General features: G+C 45.7%; 25 protein-coding genes and 1 pseudogene. 18 read left to right on the top strand and 8 right to left on the bottom strand.

Annotated features, from left to right (window positions below):
• Positions 1-25 precede the first annotated feature (25 nt).
• The 12 genes from nifX (at position 26) to N4J56_RS25940 (ending at position 5,971) form a co-directional block, all read left to right on the top strand.
• Entirely contained in the window at positions 26-433 is a 408-nt protein-coding gene (gene nifX / locus N4J56_RS25995) for a nitrogen fixation protein NifX (protein ID WP_317109070.1), read from the top strand.
• Positions 430-906 (top strand): NifX-associated nitrogen fixation protein, encoded by a 477-nt coding sequence (locus N4J56_RS25990; protein WP_317109069.1) that lies wholly within the window; start codon positions 430-432, stop codon positions 904-906. The genes nifX and N4J56_RS25990 overlap by 4 nt, the downstream gene beginning before the upstream one ends.
• 19 nt (positions 907-925) lie before the next feature.
• Complete coding sequence (locus tag N4J56_RS25985; RefSeq protein ID WP_317109068.1) at positions 926-1,159, top strand: CCE_0567 family metalloprotein; 234 nt, start codon at positions 926-928, stop codon at positions 1,157-1,159.
• The gene (nifW, locus tag N4J56_RS25980; RefSeq protein WP_317109067.1) at positions 1,156-1,470 is read left to right on the top strand and encodes a nitrogenase-stabilizing/protective protein NifW; all 315 of its coding nucleotides are present in this window, start codon (positions 1,156-1,158) and stop codon (positions 1,468-1,470) included. Before N4J56_RS25985 ends, nifW begins: the two co-directional genes overlap by 4 nt.
• Positions 1,471-1,481: 11 nt before the next feature.
• The gene (locus N4J56_RS25975) at positions 1,482-2,273 is read left to right on the top strand and encodes a HesA/MoeB/ThiF family protein (protein WP_317109066.1); all 792 of its coding nucleotides are present in this window, start codon (positions 1,482-1,484) and stop codon (positions 2,271-2,273) included.
• Between the two features lie 121 nt (positions 2,274-2,394).
• Complete coding sequence (locus tag N4J56_RS25970; RefSeq protein ID WP_317109065.1) at positions 2,395-2,766, top strand: iron-sulfur cluster assembly accessory protein; 372 nt, start codon at positions 2,395-2,397, stop codon at positions 2,764-2,766.
• Positions 2,767-2,798: 32 nt separating this feature from the next.
• Positions 2,799-3,098, top strand: a complete 300-nt coding sequence (gene fdxH, locus N4J56_RS25965) for a ferredoxin FdxH (protein ID WP_317109064.1) — start codon at positions 2,799-2,801, stop codon at positions 3,096-3,098.
• A 7-nt stretch (positions 3,099-3,105) separates the two neighbouring features.
• Positions 3,106-3,516, top strand: coding sequence for a FeoA family protein (locus N4J56_RS25960; RefSeq protein WP_317109063.1), 411 nt, complete (start codon positions 3,106-3,108; stop codon positions 3,514-3,516).
• Positions 3,517-3,601: 85 nt separating this feature from the next.
• Positions 3,602-3,898: a ferredoxin III, nif-specific gene (fdxB, locus tag N4J56_RS25955; protein WP_317109062.1), complete on the top strand. Its 297-nt coding sequence runs from the start codon at positions 3,602-3,604 to the stop codon at positions 3,896-3,898.
• Between the two features lie 174 nt (positions 3,899-4,072).
• Complete coding sequence (locus tag N4J56_RS25950; RefSeq protein WP_317109061.1) at positions 4,073-4,699, top strand: class I SAM-dependent methyltransferase; 627 nt, start codon at positions 4,073-4,075, stop codon at positions 4,697-4,699.
• A 70-nt stretch (positions 4,700-4,769) separates the two neighbouring features.
• Entirely contained in the window at positions 4,770-5,315 is a 546-nt protein-coding gene (locus tag N4J56_RS25945) for a helix-turn-helix domain-containing protein (RefSeq protein ID WP_317109060.1), read from the top strand.
• Between the two features lie 50 nt (positions 5,316-5,365).
• Positions 5,366-5,971, top strand: a complete 606-nt coding sequence (locus N4J56_RS25940) for an IS630 family transposase (RefSeq protein ID WP_410500594.1) — start codon at positions 5,366-5,368, stop codon at positions 5,969-5,971.
• A 27-nt stretch (positions 5,972-5,998) separates the two neighbouring features.
• Here N4J56_RS25940 and N4J56_RS25935 read toward each other — a convergent pair whose 3' ends face one another.
• Entirely contained in the window at positions 5,999-6,208 is a 210-nt protein-coding gene (locus N4J56_RS25935) for a molybdopterin-binding protein (RefSeq protein WP_317109058.1), read from the bottom strand.
• Between the two features lie 250 nt (positions 6,209-6,458).
• Here N4J56_RS25935 and modA point away from each other — a divergent pair, with 250 nt between their 5' ends.
• Complete coding sequence (gene modA / locus N4J56_RS25930) at positions 6,459-7,265, top strand: molybdate ABC transporter substrate-binding protein (protein ID WP_317109057.1); 807 nt, start codon at positions 6,459-6,461, stop codon at positions 7,263-7,265.
• Positions 7,266-7,287: 22 nt separating this feature from the next.
• Here the strand turns inward: modA and N4J56_RS25925 are convergent, their stop codons facing one another.
• The 4 genes from N4J56_RS25925 to N4J56_RS25910 are packed head-to-tail and all read right to left on the bottom strand — an operon-like array spanning position 7,288 to position 9,225.
• The gene (locus N4J56_RS25925) at positions 7,288-7,626 is read right to left on the bottom strand and encodes a hypothetical protein (RefSeq protein WP_317109056.1); all 339 of its coding nucleotides are present in this window, start codon (positions 7,624-7,626) and stop codon (positions 7,288-7,290) included.
• A 60-nt stretch (positions 7,627-7,686) separates the two neighbouring features.
• Positions 7,687-7,947: a hypothetical protein gene (locus N4J56_RS25920; RefSeq protein WP_317109055.1), complete on the bottom strand. Its 261-nt coding sequence runs from the start codon at positions 7,945-7,947 to the stop codon at positions 7,687-7,689.
• Between the two features lie 30 nt (positions 7,948-7,977).
• The gene (locus tag N4J56_RS25915) at positions 7,978-8,589 is read right to left on the bottom strand and encodes a cupin (RefSeq protein WP_317109054.1); all 612 of its coding nucleotides are present in this window, start codon (positions 8,587-8,589) and stop codon (positions 7,978-7,980) included.
• Between the two features lie 6 nt (positions 8,590-8,595).
• Positions 8,596-9,225 (bottom strand): heme-copper oxidase subunit III, encoded by a 630-nt coding sequence (locus N4J56_RS25910; RefSeq protein ID WP_317109053.1) that lies wholly within the window; start codon positions 9,223-9,225, stop codon positions 8,596-8,598.
• Between the two features lie 183 nt (positions 9,226-9,408).
• Between N4J56_RS25910 and N4J56_RS25905 the strand changes: the two genes are divergently transcribed.
• The 5 genes and pseudogenes from N4J56_RS25905 (at position 9,409) to N4J56_RS25885 (ending at position 12,955) form a co-directional block, all read left to right on the top strand.
• Positions 9,409-9,894, top strand: coding sequence for a helix-turn-helix domain-containing protein (locus tag N4J56_RS25905; RefSeq protein WP_317109052.1), 486 nt, complete (start codon positions 9,409-9,411; stop codon positions 9,892-9,894).
• Between the two features lie 48 nt (positions 9,895-9,942).
• Positions 9,943-10,161 (top strand): hypothetical protein, encoded by a 219-nt coding sequence (locus N4J56_RS25900; protein WP_317107475.1) that lies wholly within the window; start codon positions 9,943-9,945, stop codon positions 10,159-10,161.
• A 247-nt stretch (positions 10,162-10,408) separates the two neighbouring features.
• Positions 10,409-11,335, top strand: a pseudogene (gene istA, locus N4J56_RS25895) (IS21 family transposase); the annotation flags it as partial.
• A gap of 586 nt (positions 11,336-11,921) precedes the next feature.
• Positions 11,922-12,716: an IS21-like element helper ATPase IstB gene (istB, locus tag N4J56_RS25890; protein WP_317104990.1), complete on the top strand. Its 795-nt coding sequence runs from the start codon at positions 11,922-11,924 to the stop codon at positions 12,714-12,716.
• Between the two features lie 23 nt (positions 12,717-12,739).
• Positions 12,740-12,955, top strand: coding sequence for a transposase (locus N4J56_RS25885; protein ID WP_317109051.1), 216 nt, complete (start codon positions 12,740-12,742; stop codon positions 12,953-12,955).
• Between the two features lie 260 nt (positions 12,956-13,215).
• Here N4J56_RS25885 and N4J56_RS25880 read toward each other — a convergent pair whose 3' ends face one another.
• From N4J56_RS25880 to coxB, 3 genes are all read right to left on the bottom strand, one after another.
• A complete protein-coding gene (locus N4J56_RS25880; protein WP_410500401.1) occupies positions 13,216-14,352 on the bottom strand; it encodes an IS4 family transposase in 1,137 nt (378 codons plus the stop codon).
• Between the two features lie 172 nt (positions 14,353-14,524).
• Positions 14,525-16,183: a cytochrome c oxidase subunit I gene (ctaD, locus tag N4J56_RS25875; RefSeq protein ID WP_317109050.1), complete on the bottom strand. Its 1,659-nt coding sequence runs from the start codon at positions 16,181-16,183 to the stop codon at positions 14,525-14,527.
• 11 nt (positions 16,184-16,194) lie between these two features.
• A complete protein-coding gene (gene coxB / locus N4J56_RS25870; protein ID WP_317109049.1) occupies positions 16,195-17,007 on the bottom strand; it encodes a cytochrome c oxidase subunit II in 813 nt (270 codons plus the stop codon).
• Between the last annotated feature and the right edge of the window lie 8 nt (positions 17,008-17,015).

The raw sequence follows: 17,015 nt of genomic DNA, 5'->3' as shown, positions 1-17,015 counted from the left end.
AATTACCAATCCAACGGAGGACAACATGAAAATTGCCTTCACAACTAACGACAGAATTCATATTAACGCTCACTTTGGTTGGGCAAAAAAAATTGATGTTTATGAAGTTTCGCCAGAAGGGTATCAGTTTGTAGAAACTCTCCGATTTAATGGCGATCTTAAAGAAGATGGTAACGAGGACAAATTACTGCCAAAAATTGAAGCGTTATACGATTGCACAATTGTTTATGTATCAGCGATCGGCGGCAGTGCAGCGGCTCGGCTAATTAAGAAACGCATTACACCAATTAAAGCCAGATCTGAAGATGACGAAATTATCGATATTTTGGAAAAGTTAGTTCAAACTTTGAAAGGCAGCCCTCCCCCCTGGTTGCGAAAAGCTTTACAACAACAATCACCTAGTTTTGATGTAGAAGAGGAAGTAACTGTATGAGCGCTACTGAAACCACCAACCAAACTACTACTAACGAAGCCTTAGATTCTCTATTTGTTCAAGAGTTAGTCAGACAAATTCGCGCCCAAGATTCCTATGGTTTTTACCGCAACTGGGCAGATGAATTAGTCATCAAACCCTATATTGTCAGCAAAGAAGCTAAGCGCAAAATTTCTGTAGATGGTGATGTTGACCCTGTGACAAAAAGTAGAATTTTATCATTCTATCGGGCGATCGCGGCTCGCATCGAACAAGAAACAGGCTTATTATCTCAGGTGGTCATCGATCTGAGCCATGAAGGTTTCGGCTGGGTACTTGTTTTTTCCGGTCGTCTGTTACTAGTTGCTAGAACCTTACGCGATGCTCAACGTTTCGGCTTTGATTCCTTGGAAAAATTAACAACTGAAGCAGATAAGTTAGTTCAAAAAGGTGTCGATCTGGCTCAACGTTATCCCGAAGTTGGCAAACTGTAGCAATTTCAAAAGGATTTGTATGGTGCAAGCAACAGAAACCTCTAGCGTTAACCCAGAGATTAACGAGCTTAAAAATCAAATCAAAAAGCTCAACAGTAAAGCCGGACAAATGAAGATGGATCTGCACGATCTTGCAGAAGGTTTACCTACTAACTATAACCAATTAATGGATGTTGCAGGTCAAACCTATGAAATCTATCGACAGATTGACGAACTCAAGCAAAAGCTAACAAAACTGGAGTCAGAAAAATGAGCAAGTTAGCCCAATTTCAACAAATTGTCGATGCAGAGCAATATTTTGAGTTTTTTGGTTTGCCTTACGATGCTCAGTTTGTAAATGTGAATCGTTTGCATATTTTGCAGAAATTCTCTAACTATATCAAAGCGATCGATCGCGATTCTCCTGAGTTAAACGACGAGCAACGGCTGAGTCAATATCGCAATGCTCTCCAGCAAGCTTATGACGTTTTTCTCGCTTCCAAACCTGTCGAACAAAAGTTATTCAAGGTGTTTAACGAGAAGCCACACAATGTAGTTTTGCTAACAGAAATTGGTGCAGATTGAGGAGAAAAACTGTGTTAAACCTCACCCCCATCGAATTAGAACGCTACCGTCGCCAAATTATGCTTCCTGGTTTTGGCGAGGAGGCACAGCAACGCTTGAAATCATCAACAGTACTGGTGACAGGTGTAGGCGGGCTGGGTGGCACGGCGGCGCTTTATCTAGCGGTAGCAGGAGTTGGGCGGCTCATCCTGGTACGGGGCGGCGAACTGCGACTAGATGACATGAATCGCCAAATTCTCATGAGCGATGATTGGGTGGGCAAACCCAGAGTTTTCAAAGCGAAAACAACGCTAGAACAGATCAACCCAGATGTCCAAATCGATGCTGTTTGCGAGTATGTCACGCCAGAGAATGTTGACGATTTAGTGCAAGCTGCTGATGTTACCCTCGACTGCGCCCACAACTTCATCGAGCGCGATTTGTTAAATGCTGCCTGCGTGCGCTGGAAAAAGCCAATGGTGGAAGCAGCGATGAATGGCATGGAGGCATACTTAACCACAATTATCCCCGATCGCACTCCTTGTTTATCTTGCATATTTCCAGAAAAGCCCGATTGGGATAAACGCGGCTTTGGGGTTTTGGGTGCGGTATCTGGAACCCTGGCTTGTTTGACTGCACTAGAAGCAATCAAACTCATTACGGGGATCGGTCAACCACTACTATCGCAACTGCTAACGATGGACTTGGGCAGTTTAGAATTTGCCAAGCGCCGCCCCTACCACGATCCTAACTGTCCGGTTTGCGGTACTCCTGCTTTCTCGTATCATCCTACGGCGCGATCGCGCGATTACGTTGCTGTATAGCAAGTAGTGCGTGGGAGAATTTTAGATTTTAGATTTTGGATTTTAGATTTTGGATTATCTTGCTCCCCTGCCCCTCTGCTCTTTTCTCCCCTCACCCCTAACAACTAACTCAGGAGGAATTATGACCCTAACACTAACAGAAGTTGCAGAATTCCGTCTCCGTACCTTTCTGCAAGCCGCTAGCAAAGAAGAAAACGCTGCTCAACGAGGCATTCGTGTTGCTGTGGAGGATGGTGGTTGCAGTGGCTACCAGTATTCCTTAAACGTTACCAGTACGCCACGGACAGACGACATCGTAGTAGAGCAAGGCAAATTACGCATCTACATTGACTCGCAAAGCGCTCCTTTATTAGAAGGAGTTGTCATAGATTTTGTCGATAGCTTGCTAGAAAGCGGATTTAAGTTTAGCAACCCCAATGCTACTGATACCTGTGGCTGTGGGAAATCGTTCCAAGCAGGCGATTGTACTCCTGCTGGCGTGCCATGTAGCTGATGATAACTTAATTCATTTTGGAGGACACGACGATGACGACTTATCAAGTGCATTTAATCAATAAAAAGCGATCGCTCGACATTACCATCCCTGTTGAGGAATCTACTACGATTCTGGATGCCGCAGAAGAACAAGGACTAGATTTGCCCTTTTCCTGTCACTCTGGTTCTTGCTCTAGTTGCGTTGGCAAAGTGGTTGAAGGCGAAATCGATCAATCCGAACAGGTGTTTCTAGATGACGAACAAGTTGCTAAAGGGTTTGTGCTTCTCTGCGTTGCCTATCCTCGCTCGGACTGCACGATCCGCACCCACCAAGAAGCCTATTTAGTCTGAGCGCAATATGTTTACTGAAACTTTTACCATTTTTGGCTCCTCGCTCAGTTTACTCCAACCTGGAGAACAGGGAGTCATTAACAGAGTCGAGAGTGCAGACGAGGCTACAGTACAGGAACTCAGGACAATGGGCATTGTACCTGGAATCACCATCATTTTAGAACAGCGATGCCGAAGGCGGTTCGCTTCGCGACCATCGCCTGCCTACACGATCGCAGTAGGAGGCGATCGCATGATTCTTCGCCAAAAGTCTGCTGATGCAATCTACGTGCGGTTGACGGAAGCGCGATTGATTTCTGAACCGATTAAGGCTGCTGGTAGTACCGGATTGTTAACTGCTCTATTCCGGCGGTTGAGAAAAAACACTCGGCGAATAGAATGCGCGCTACACAGTCGAAGTCCGCAAGGCAAGGACTGAATCAGCTGAAATACATCTAATTTCTTACAGTCTTTTTACTTTTGACTTTTAACTTTTGACTTACTTAATATCGAGGAGATACACTATGGCAACACTTACTGGTTTAACTTTTGGGGGTAAAGTTTGGACACCCCAATTCGTGCAAGAAATTAACCAAGATAAATGTATTGGTTGTGGTAGATGTTTTAAAGCCTGCGGTCGGAACGTACTGCTACTGCAAGCACTGAATGAAGATGGGGAGTTTGTCGAAGATGAGGAGGCGGAGGAAATCGAGCGCAAAGTTATGTCTATCGTTCATCCAGAATACTGTATTGGTTGTCAGGCTTGCTCTAGAGTTTGCCCCAAAAATTGCTACACTCATAGCGCGTTGGAACAAAATTAGACATAGCAATTTTATTTGGTCATTGGTCATCGATCGTTAGTTGACAGTTGACAGTTAACGGTTAACAGTAAGACAGTGGTACGTGAAAACTTACGACTTACGACTTACGACTTCTCAAGAGTCTCCCTCGTCCCCCTTGTCTTTCCCTGCTCCCTGCTCCCTGCTCCCTGAATTATGTCCACGAACAATCAACTAGAAAGCCAGGTTTTTGAACGAAATTGGTCTGCATATTACCAAGCAGTGGAGGGTCGTCCGCCACGAGATACTCTGCTGGCAGCGTTGACAAGTTTTGAGGCTTTACCTGCGGAATCTTCGCGATTTGCGGTGGATTTGGGCTGTGGAGACGGGCGAGACACGGTGGAACTGCTGAAGCGGGGCTGGCGGGTACTAGGGATTGACGGTGAAGCAGAGGCGATCGCCCGTCTACAAAATCGTCCTGACGTGGATCTCCATCGCCTGGAAACTCTGGTAATGCGCTTTGAAGATATAGTATTGCCAGAATCGGTAGATCTAATCAATGCCAGTTTTTGTCTACCATTTTGTCCGCCGGAACATTTCTCTAGCTTGTGGAACAAAATTATCGCAGCATTGCGGGTTGGGGGACGTTTCTGCGGTCAACTATTTGGCAATCGCGACTCTTGGGCAGTCTACCCTAACATGAGCCATCATACCCGCGCCCAGGTGGAAGAATTGTTGCAACCTTTCAAAATTGAGTGGTTGCAAGAAGAAGAACACCCAGGTAAAACTGCTTTAGGCGAACAAAAGTACTGGCATATTTTTCATATTGTGGCTTGCAAATAGCGATCGCTCTAGTAGAGCTTGGCGTAAATTCGGCTATGCTTGATAGGTTCTCCTGAATAAGTCAAGCGCCTTGCCGAAATCAGCCCCTAAACCTCTGACGTTAGATGAAACCGCACGTCAACAACTCAAACAATTAGTAGCTCGACATCGCACCCCCCAACAAATCGCCATGAGAGCCGAAATCATTCTGCTGGCAGACGAGGGATACAATCACAGGGAGATTGCCAGCAGGCTGAATATCAGTCGGGACATGGCAAGGTTATGGCGAGAACGATGGTTAACCTTAAGCGAGAAAGATTTGCCTGTAGAGGAACGGTTGCAGGATGCGGAACGTCCGGGAACCCCTGCAACATTTAGCCTGGAACAAATGCTGCAATTGTTTGCTTTAGCCTGTGACAAGCCAGAAACCTACGGGCGACCCATCAGTCATTGGACACCGAGAGAACTGGCAGATGAACTGGTCAAACAGGGAATTGTAGAGCGGATCTCGCCTCGGCATGTGGGACGATTATTAGAGGAAGCGACGCTCAAACCACATCAGTCCGGTTACTGGTTGAATCCCCCCCCGACCCTGCGTTCGACGACAAAGTCACCGTCATCTGCGATACCTACTTGAGTGCCTCAGAACGAGCCAAGGCAGGAGAACGAACCATTAGTATTGACGAAATGACCGGAATTCAAGCGCTGGAGCGGAAAGCCAAAAACCTGCCGATGCGACCAGGCAAGCGAGAACGACAGGAGTTTGAGTACATTCGCCACGGCACCCAAACCTTGATTGCTAGTTTCGATGTTGCCAGTGGACAAGTGATTCATCCAACCGTTGGAGAGACTCGCACCGAGGCAGACTATCTCACCCATATCCAACAAACCCTGGCAACGGCTGCCGATGCTTCCAAATGGCACCTAGTGATGGACTGCTTAAACATCCATCAATCAGAATCGTTAGTACGGTTTGTCGCTCAAGTTGAACAAATCACTGATGACCTGGGGATTAAAGGCAAGCAGGGCATTCTCAAATCCATGCACACTCGCGCTGCTTTTTTGAGTGATCCGACCCACCGAATTGTGTTTCACTTCACTCCCAAGCATTGTTCCTGGTTAAATCAGATTGAAATCTGGTTCAGTATCTTAGTACGGAAGCTACTCAGGCGAGCCAGTTTTACCACTCAAGCTGATTTGAAAGCGCGTATCCTTGAATTCATTACCTATTTCAACCATACGATGGCAAAACCATTCCAGTGGACATATAAAGGTAAGGCACTGGCTGCTTAACGGTAGGCGTATTTCCGCCAACCTCTACTAGTCGATTGCAACCATCACATCAGATGATTTAACGACAGCGTAAGCCTCCTTGCCTTCTACAAGCCCCAGGTTATCGGCGGAAGATTTGGTAATAATTGCAACTATTTCTACCCCGGGTGCAAGTTCTAACGTGACTTCAGTATTAACGGCTCCTGGTACAACTTTTTTGACAGTTGCTTTCAAGGTATTACGGGCGCTAATCTTCATTTTTCGATCTTTTTTATATGTTTTGTTGGCTCGATCTTCTATCTATTTATGCTCGATAAACTGTAAATTTAAATACTTTTGATTGCCGAGCGATCGCCTTGTCATCTCCTTTAAGGGTTGGAAGTTCATGCATATTTACTAATCGTAAGCATATGTTTATCTAATCCATTCGCAAAACATATCTACTGTAGACTCTACTATAATTCTTGATTATTGATTACAGAGAAATAAATATTGAATTGGAGGTTCTATGAAAAGAAAAACTTTTTTTGCCTTTATTTGTGGAGTGGCGATCGCAATCATTTTGACAACAATTTTAAATAGGATTAATCCATCTCCCGCGATCGCACAAGCAAATACAAACTTACTTATATCTGCTGCTGCTAGCCTCCAAGATGCCTTAAAAGAAGCCCAACCACTTTTTCAAAAAACTCAGCCGAAGATCGAAGTCAATTATAACTTTGGTGCTTCTGGTGCATTACAACGACAAATAGAACAAGGTGCGCCAGCAGATATCTTTTTTTCTGCTGCGACAAAGCAAATGAATGCCTTGCAGGATAAAAATTTGATTCTTCCCGATACCCGCCGCAACCTCCTAACTAATCGCCTTGTCTTGGTTGTATCGAGTAATTCCGATCTGAAGATCGATAACTTCGAGCAATTAACAGATACTAACATAAAACGAATTGCTGTAGGCGAATTTCGCAGCGTCCCAGTCGGACAATATTCCGAGGAACTATTTAAGAAATTAGAAATTTTATCACAAGTTAAACCAAAATTAGTTTTTGGTAATAATGTCCGTAATGTATTAGCTGCTGTAGAAAGTGGCAACGCTGATGCTGGTATTGTCTACACCACAGATGCTAAGTTATCAGATAAAGTTCGGATAGTGGCTACAGCAGCCGAAAATTTACATTCTCCGATTGTCTATCCCATAGCCATTATCAGTAGCAGTAAAAATCCTGACGCTGCCAAAGAATATATTCAGTTTTTGACTGATAAGCAAGCAAGATCTGTATTTGAGAAATACGGCTTTGGCATAGTTAAAGCATCGTAAAAATAGCGGGCAAAATTTGAATTTACAATTCCGATTTCGGTTGGTGCTCTAACATCAATACTTGCGCAATCCCTTCCGGTAAATCTTGCAGTTCAGTTTCCTGCACGGTACGAATAGGAGAGCTAAAGGTATAGCTAGGGTCGCACTCTCTAGTATCGTAGACTTGAATCAGCCACTTATCCGGTAATCCCTCAACACCAATCTCTACTACATACCAGCTTTCTCCAATAAAGCGAGAAGAAAGCACGGCAAACCATTCTCGATCTTCTGGAAAAATATTTAAATCTTCCATGAGGAAATTAAAGGCTAATTGTTGTGCTTCAGTTGCAGTCAATTCCATTTCAAACTCCTTTTTGGTCATTAGTCATTAGTCATTAGTCATTTGTTGTTGGTTGACAGTTAACTGATAACTGATAACTGGTCACTGGTCACTGGTCGCCGAGTTAAATTGAGGGTATAAGTTCAATTGTTTTGCTAGCTGACGGGCAACGTGGATTAAGAATTTGGCAGCATCCTGATTATCCTGGTGTGCCATTACTGTTGCTACTTGCATCATTGTTTTGACCAAACCAGCATCGAGTAAATCTGGCTGAGCATCTAAAATTTCCGGTTCTTGACCGTTGGGACATCTGAGCAGTTGCTCGATGAGATTGAAATAGAGATCTTGGCGTTGTTTTGTCATTGGAAGAGGGGTTAGGGGTAAGGGATAAGGCTAAAAATTCTTAGCCGTGCAGGTGAGAGGATCGAACTGATATCGTCGGGAATGATGCGTCTCGCCGTAGATGCTGAAAGTAATTGTTGGTTCCTCTCCTAATGCCTCAACACAATGAATGGCATCGGGTGTAAAACTAATGATGTCGCCTGGAAGCAAAGTCATCTCGCTGACTCGTGCGATTCTGTTCAGAAACCCCGCAGTAGGAGAGCGTTTCCAAAATGTGTTTTTTTCCTCACCCTGGAGTACTGCCACGATTCCCCATGTCCCGTGGTTGTGAATCGGCGATACCGTACCAGATGTCAGGGTAGTTGTTTGCACTGTTAACGGATAGCCTATTTCGTCATACAAGATTATGGTTGAATTTCCGGATCGAGGGCAGGGTTCTGGATGGTGAACGTGTATCCAGTAGGAATTGACAATCAGTCGCCGCACTAGTAGACGGAGTTGAGGCAGGCATTGATTTTCGTCAGTGGCTCGCTCTAACACGTCTTCCACTTCTGTCAAGAAGCGGTGCAACCGATAGGGTTCTCTCAGCAAGTCCCATTCTCTAGATGGTTTGCAGACCTGATAGCGCCCATCTCCTGTGACTAAAAAATCTCGGTGTTTCATTGTAATTTAGAATAAGGTCAGGACGTACAACAGCGTAAATAAGACGATCCAGATGATGTCTACAAAGTGCCAGTAGATCTCTGCCATTTCAATTCCAGTGTGCTTGGTAGCAGAGTAATGACCGGAACGACGCGATCGCCACAACACACCCAAAATCAACAACAAGCCTACGAATACGTGCAAACCGTGAAAGCCAGTCATTAAGTAAAAACAGTTGGCAAATATGTTAGTGGTTAATCCATATCCCAATGTCAAATATTCGTATACCTGACCTGCCAGGAAAATCGCGCCCATTAGAGCAGTGATGGCATACCACAAACGCATTCCAGCGACATTATTCTTCTTAATCGCTGTATCGCCCAAGTGGATGACAAAACTACTAGAGACTAGGATAATCGTGTTAATGGTGGGTACGAGTAGCTCGACTTCCGTACCTTCGGGGGGCCAAACTGCGGCAGCACCGCGCAGAATTAGGTAAGTGGCAAAAAAACCGCCAAACATGAGAGATTCGGAAACTAGAAACGTCAACAGCCCAAACACCCGAAAATCTGGATGTTCTTCGTGGGAGACAACCACCTCCTGTAGAGTGGCTGAATCAAATGCTATTTCTGATGTGTTAAAAGATGAATCCTGCATAAATTCCTATTTTTAGACTGAAGGGTAAATTGCCGATAAGTTACGCATTTGAGTTGCAGATCTCGATCCCCCACCAAACAGCGACCAGTGACCAGTGACCGATAATTGAGATGCGGGTAAGTAGTAGGGCATAATTAAACGTAAGATAGAGAAAAGCCAAAAACTTGCTGATTTTGACCACTCATGCCTGCTCCTTTACGTATCGTTTTGACAGAGTCAGAAGACCGGACGTTGAGTGAACTTCGGGTTGCCAAAACCGTTGCTCAACGTACCCGAGATCGAGCACAAATGCTTCGACTCAATGCTCAAGGATGGGTAGTGCCAGCGATTGCCGAAATTTTTGAGTGCCAAGAGCAGACAGTGCGCGAAACCATCCGCCGTTGGCAGCAGCAAGGGTTAGGTGGATTATGGGATGCTAGTGGACGAGGAGCTAAAGCCAAATGGCAAGAAGCAGACATGGCCTACCTAGAACAATGCCTAGAGCAAGAAGCCAGAACCTATAATAGTCAACAGCTAGCCCAGAAGCTAGAGCAAGAACGACAGGTAAACCTAAGTGCTGACCGGATTCGCCGCATTCTAAAAAAAAGGGCTTTAGTTGGAAGCGGACTCGACACTCGCAACGGGGCAGACAAGATCCTGAGTACAAAGCACTCAAGCAAGCCGACTTAGACACACTCCAACTAGCTGCCTGTGAAGGGTACATTGACCTGAAGTATCTTGACGAATCGGGATGTTGTCTGGAAAGTCCAGTCAGTTATAGTTACTCTCGCATTGGAGAGCAGAAACACCGAAGAGCAGGTCAAATCCTATGGAGACCGCATTAGTATTCTAGGGATATGGCAACCAGAGCAGTCGTTTGACTATGCTCTGGTACAAGGCAGTTTCCACAAGGAACGCTATGTTAAAGTGATGAACGCTCCTTGCCCAAAAGAGTGAGCAGACATTGCTACAAACCGGACGGCTCACAGTCGTGGTGCAAGATAATGGTTCGGCTCATACCAGTCATCTTGCCCGTGAGCACTGGCAGCAGTGGCAGTCGAAAGGGCTATTATTGAACGACAATTAAATAGACCGAGTGACGACAACTAACTTGACTGCTACACCAAGTTGACGAGACGACAATTATCTTCAGCAACCGCTGCCAAAACAAAAGACACTAGGCAATGTCAATTAACGCCAATTAATGGACTGCCTAGTGTCGGGAAAACGAATTAATTTCAAACAGGTTCAAATATACATGAAAGCGAGAGAATCTGGCTGCACGCAGGAAACAGCAGCAGCAAAGGGAGGATTTTCGAAGCGTACAGGTAGACGCATTGATGCGGGAGCTCATCAACCGCAACGCGGACGACCCCATGACTGGCGTACCCGCAAAGACCCATTGGCTGAGGTATGGGACAGCGAACTAGTTCCGCTATTACAAAAACAACCGCAATTGCAAGCGATAACGTTGTTCGAGTACCTGCAGCAGAAGTATCCAGGCAAGTATGGGCAGTCTATCGTGCGGACGCTGCAACGACGAGTCCAGCAATGGAAAGCGACCAGGAGACCAGCGCAGTCAGTGATGTTTGAGTTAGAGCATCAACCAGGCGTAATGGGCTTGTCGGACTTCACCAAGCTCAAGCAGGTGCAAGTCACGATTGGCGGTCAACCCTTCGAGCATCTACTGTATCATTATCGACTTGCCTATAGTGGATGGCAGTACGTGCAAGTCATTCAAGGTGGCGAGAGTTTTGTTGCTCTGGCTGAAGGTTTGCAGAATGCCTTGGCAGCAAGCGGGGGTTGTCCACAAGAACATCGCAGCGATAGTCTTAGTGCCGCCTACCGTAACCTGGGTAAACGCACCGATGAAGATTTGACGCAAATGTATCAACGGCTATGCCAGCACTATAATTTGCGTCCCTCACGAAATAATCGCGGACTAGCCCATGAAAATGGTTCGATTGAGTCACCCCACGGCTATTTCAAACGACGGCTGCATCAAGCCCTATTGCTGCGCGGCTCGTGTGATTTTGATAGTGTTGCTGCCTATCAAGCGTTTATCTCTGGGATAGTTGAGAAGTTGAATACGCGCATTCAAGCCAAATTTCAGCTTGAGCAACCCTACCTGCATCCATTACCCAACTATCGTTATCCCGACTACGAAATCCTCAGCGTCAGAGTTACCACCCGTAGCACGATGACCGTGCGCTGCATCACTTACACTGTGCCGTCACAATTGATTGGCTTACGATTAACCCTTCACCTACATCATGACCGGATAGTCGGTTTTGTCGGCACGCAGCAGGTGGTAGAACTGCCACGCCTTCATGTACCTAGCCGCAGTCGGTTGCGGCGCTCCCGTTGCGTCAATTATCGTCACGTCATTGACAGCCTGCGACTGAAACCCCGTGCTTTTCTACACTGTACCTGGCAGCAAGAATTATTGCCTGACGACAACTACCGCCAATTATGGCAGGAGATGTTAACCCAGTTCGATTCCTACACGACGGCACGATTGATGACCGAGGCACTGTACATTGCTGCTAAACAAGATAAGGAACACGCAGTCGCACTGTATTTGGCTGACCACTTACGCTCTGGCACCCTTAGCTTGGTGGGACTGCAACAGCAGTTTCATCTGGGTGAGAGTGTGGCACATCCAACGCTTTCGGTACAGCAACACGACCTTTCCCCTTACGACTCTCTCTTGCATCATGTCCCCCAACAACAGCCAAATAACAGCCATCGAGACTCTGGGCTTCCTACTCAAAACACTCAAACTGCCCCACATGAACAACCATTGGCAAGAGTTGGAGCGTCAGGCTCTGGCTGGGGGCTGGTCACACGCTCAATTCTTGCTAGCACTGTGCGAATCCGAGGCAACACAACGTTATCAAGCGCGAGTGCAACGCGCCCTCAAAGATGCCCACCTGCCACCAGGAAAAGCTTTTTCCAACTTTGACTTCAGCCATTGCCCCAGCTTAAATCAGCCTAGCATCATGCAACTGGCTCAGGACAGAACTTGGTTGAAGCGGGGTGAGAATCTGCTGCTGTTCGGTCCTTCTGGAGTCGGGAAAACTCACTTAGCTGCTGCTGTCGGTCGCAGTTTGGTAGAACTGGGTGCACGAGTCAAGTTTCTGGGTGCCACCACAGCCGTGCAACTGCTACAAGCGGCGAAAGCCAACTTACAACTGCAATCAGCTTTACTCAAGCTCGATAAGTACGATCTGCTGATTCTTGATGACATTAGCTATGTCAAAAAGTCGGAAGTGGAAACATCAGTGTTGTTTGAGTTAATTGCTCACCGCTACGAACTCAAAAGCTTGATGATTACTGCCAATCACCCTTTCAGTGCTTGGGATGAAATTTTTACCGACTCTACTATGACCGTTGCTGCTGTAGATCGCTTGGTACATCATGCTGTCATTCTCGAAATCCTTGCACCCAGTTTTCGTCAACAAGCGGCTCTACAACGCTCTTCTTCTACTGACCAAAAGCAACCAAAATAATTGTCGCGCATTCGTCAAGATAGTTGACATTTCATAGGCTATATCTCTTTTTTCTCCCCCAATACAGTTCACATATGAATCTGATTGAAGCGCAGTGGCATCAACTCAAAACCCATGAAATAGCCGGAAGGATTTTTGATAACGAGTATGATTTAGCGAATGCCATGATTGAGGGCATGGAGAATCGAAGTCAACAAGGGGGATGGACACTGGAACGTTTTATGTTTAAATCTGCCTAGCTACTTAGTTGATAACTGAGATTCGGACAACTAAGTTCGATATTTGACTTTTGACTTTTGACTTTTGATTTCAATACGGTTCATTTAAGGCTACGCTGTGCTGAGGATAAAGAAAATAGGAGGATTGGTTCGGGAGGGGGTGGCTCGATGTCTTGGCTTTTTTGAGCGAAACTTGGATACAGGTTTTTTTACAACTCTGGGATTGGTACGAGAAACTCGTTCAGGTAACAGAGTGTCTAAAATCTCTACAGTTAACCAACTTAAAAAAAGGGGAGTTCTTGTGATTGCAAGCGTTGAAATTTCGGGATAGCACGACGAATAACTCGCAATGTCCCAGTGAAACTCAGACGCAAAGGAGTGATACCCGCGCTCTTTGCAGCTTGAAACATCAATAACCGCACAGCCCAGTGTCCTAACAACCACCCGTAAACTTCCTGCACAACTTCACGCGGTTTTTGAGAGCGAATATGAGTTTTTCGTCCTGATAAATGTACTTTGAGTTCATCAATAGTATTTTCTACTTCCCAGCGTTGATGATATTCAATCGCCAGTAGTTGAGCCGGAAATTTCTCCAATTCCAATAAGCTGGTAATTAAGCGATATCTTAGTTGTTCCTCTGGGTTGTCGGTATTACCAATTGTGTATTCAATCACTCGGACTTGTATGGGCTGGCAAGCTTTTGAGCGGAATTTAGCAGGTGGATAAATCCAACTCAGATAAGAACCATCCGCCAGTGGTTCTTCGCACAAAAACTTGACATTTGCGGGAATTCTTCCTAAATAATCGCTACCAGTTGTGACAGTTGCTTGCACCATTGCATAAGAATGTAACCCTCTGTCCCACATCAACAACATCCCTGAACTCACGGAGCGTAATAATCTTAATGCCCGCACTCGTTCTCCTATTCGATATGGACACATCAATGCATCAAAGATTAAATGTGTTCCTGCTTCTACCAAAATGACTAATCGCAGTTTGGGAAATGCGGCTTGTGTGCCAGGACGGCTGCTCGGACGACCAAAAACTCTCGCATTTTCATCGCTGTCTGGCAGATCGAAGCAAGTCCGATCAATTACCACAATTCGCAATCCATTGAGAAATGCTCCTTTGGTATCGGTGCTAGCCATTGGTCGCACCAGTTGATGGAACAATTGACTCATCACCCTTGGACTTAATCGTTGTCGGGCTTGCGTTATTGCTGATTTACAAAAAACTCGCCAGTATTTCCCCACTTTCACCCATGCTTCGCTCAGCCCATCAATTAAGTTTTTCAGCACATCTCTCATCGAATCTCGTGACCACAGACTCATCGCAATTACCAAACAAATTACCAATTGTGCTGGTAACGAGCGTTTACGTTGTTCACAAACTTTAGTTTTAGCGATCGCTTGCTCGATCTCCGTGGATGGGATGGCTGCCTCTATCGCTTTGAACACATCACTACTTTGTATCGTAGGAGACAACAATGAGAAATCCTTCAGATGCACTACACTCACTTTCCATTCTTGGGAACAATGCTTAATTTACAACACTTTGAGCCTTAACTGAACCGTAGTGCTTTTGATTTGCTTAAATCGGCGCAGTTTGAGCTATTTCGCTCACTTCAGTCCCACTTCTGCCATAGTCGTAGGGACCATGAGTCACTACAGGCAGAACTTCCCAGTTTTCAATCGCGGGTGGGGAACTGGTCGTCCATTCCAAAGTCAGGGCATCCCAAGGGTTATCTGTTGCTTGAGAGCCATACAGCCAGCTCCAGACGGCGTTAATGAAGAACGGCAGTACAGATATTCCTAAAATAATCGCGCCAAAAGTACAAATATGATTGATGTAGGCAAACTGAGGATCGTACATGGCAACTCGTCGCGGCATTCCCTGCAAACCAAGTTGATGCATCGGTAGGAAGGTAAGATGAGTACCGATAAAGGTGAGGGCAAAATGAATTCGTCCCAAGGTTTCATTCATCATCCGTCCGGTGATTTTGGGAAACCAATGATAAATTCCGGCATAGATGCCGAATACTGAACCGCCAAACAAGACGTAGTGGAAGTGACCGACGACATAATATGTATCGTGGACGTGTAGATCGAAAGGAGCCGTACCCAATGTCACGCCGCCCAGCCCGCCAATGACAAACATCGATAGCAAGCCAATAGCAAACAGCATGGTGCTGGTAAAGCGGATTTTGCCACCCCAAAGCGTAGCCACCCAACCAAAAATCTTTACTCCTGTAGGGACGGCAACAATCAGGGTAGAAATTGTAAAGAACATCCGCATCCAAGCTGGCGTACCGCTGGTAAACATGTGGTGTACCCAGACAAATAGACCCACAAGGCAAATCGCCAAGCTAGAATAGGCGATCGCTTTATAACCAAAAATTGGCTTGCGGGCGTGAACCGGAATCACCTCGGACATAATCCCGAAAATGGGTAAAATCATTAAATATACTGCTGGGTGGGAATAAAACCAGAACAAATGTTGGTAAAGCACCACATTTCCCCCCGCATCCGGTTTAAAGAAAGAAGTGCCGAAGTTGATATCAAATAACAACAGCACCAATCCCGCCGCCAGTACTGGTGTAGAAACTAGGGCTAACACTGATGTGGCTAAGATTGCCCAGCAGAATAGTGGTAATTGAGTCCATTTCATACTGGGAACTTTCATTTTTAAAATTGTGACGACAAAGTTTAACGCTCCCAGGATCGAAGAAGTCCCGACCAACACGATGCTGAGAATCCACATTGACTGGGCAGTATTTGCCGTAATTAAACTCAAGGGCGGGTAAGCAGTCCAACCGCTTTGGGAACCGCCGAAGCAGAAACTTCCCAATAACAACGCGCCAGCGGGAGGATTGAGCCAAAAAGCGATCGCGTTTAACTTGGGGAACGCCATATCTCGCGCCCCAATTAGCAACGGCACTAAAAAATTACCAAATCCGCCAATTGCAGCGGGGACAATCCACAAAAAGATCATCAGCGTCCCGTGGTTAGTCATGAAAGCGTTGTAGAGATTCGGATCGAGAATGTCTGAATCGGGCGTGTATAATTCGATCCGCATGGCGATCGCCATTAATCCGCCAATTAGATAAAACGCAAAAGCTGTAACTAGGTATTGAATCCCAATAACTTTATGATCGATGTTGAAGGTGAAATAGTCGTACCATTTCCACGCCTGGGGCGGTTCGTTATGGGTAACGACTTCTGTAATTTTTGGAGTTTCTAGCTGTGTCATAAGAAAAGGGGCTATGAATTTACTGCAACGGTGCGATTTTCTTCCAGCCAGCGATCGAATTCTTCTGGTGTATGGACTACGGAAGAACGCATACTGCCGTGATAGCCGCCACAAAGTTCGGTGCAAACTATTGGGTACGTTCCAGTTTTTGTGGCAACGAATCGCAATTGTGTCGCTTGACCTGGAATTGCATCTTGCTTTAGCCGAAACTGGGGAACCCAAAACGAGTGGATTACATCATTGGCGGAGATGTTGAGCAATACGTCTTGACCGATGGGGACGTGCAGTTCGCCAGCAGTAATACTGCTATTGGGATAGTTAAACAGCCAAGCATATTGCATTCCACTGACATTGACGACTACATCTGGCGGTTTGCCTTCTTTTGTAGGTGTAGAGCCAATCCCAATCGGGTTAGGATTGCGTTGTGCTGTCATTTCGGGCGCAACTGCGTGATGGGCAATCGCATCAATTCCCCCCATTTCGGTATAAACATCTACACTGTAAATTCCCAGTCCAATGACAATAATTCCTGGTATTATCGTCCACAAAATTTCTAGGGGAAAGTTACCTTCAATTGGCTGTCCGTCACCGTTATCTCCGCGACGGCGACGAAATTGAACGATTGAAATTATAATTGCTCCCTGTACTACCAAAAACAAAGCAGTGCCAATTACTACCATGACGTTAAAGAAATCGTCTACCAATGGCGCTTGTGCAGAAGCTTGTTCTGGTAGCAGAGTATTGTCTTGACCTACCCATAAACTAATTATGGTAACTACGATGCCAGCAATCAGAGTCAAGATAGAAATTGGAATTTGTTTCATAAAATAAT

The organism is Chroococcidiopsis sp. SAG 2025 (genome assembly GCF_032860985.1).
Lineage (GTDB): Bacteria > Cyanobacteriota > Cyanobacteriia > Cyanobacteriales > Chroococcidiopsidaceae > Chroococcidiopsis.
Note: the sequence above shows the minus strand (reverse complement) of the source record. Positions and strands in the feature narration are given on the sequence as shown.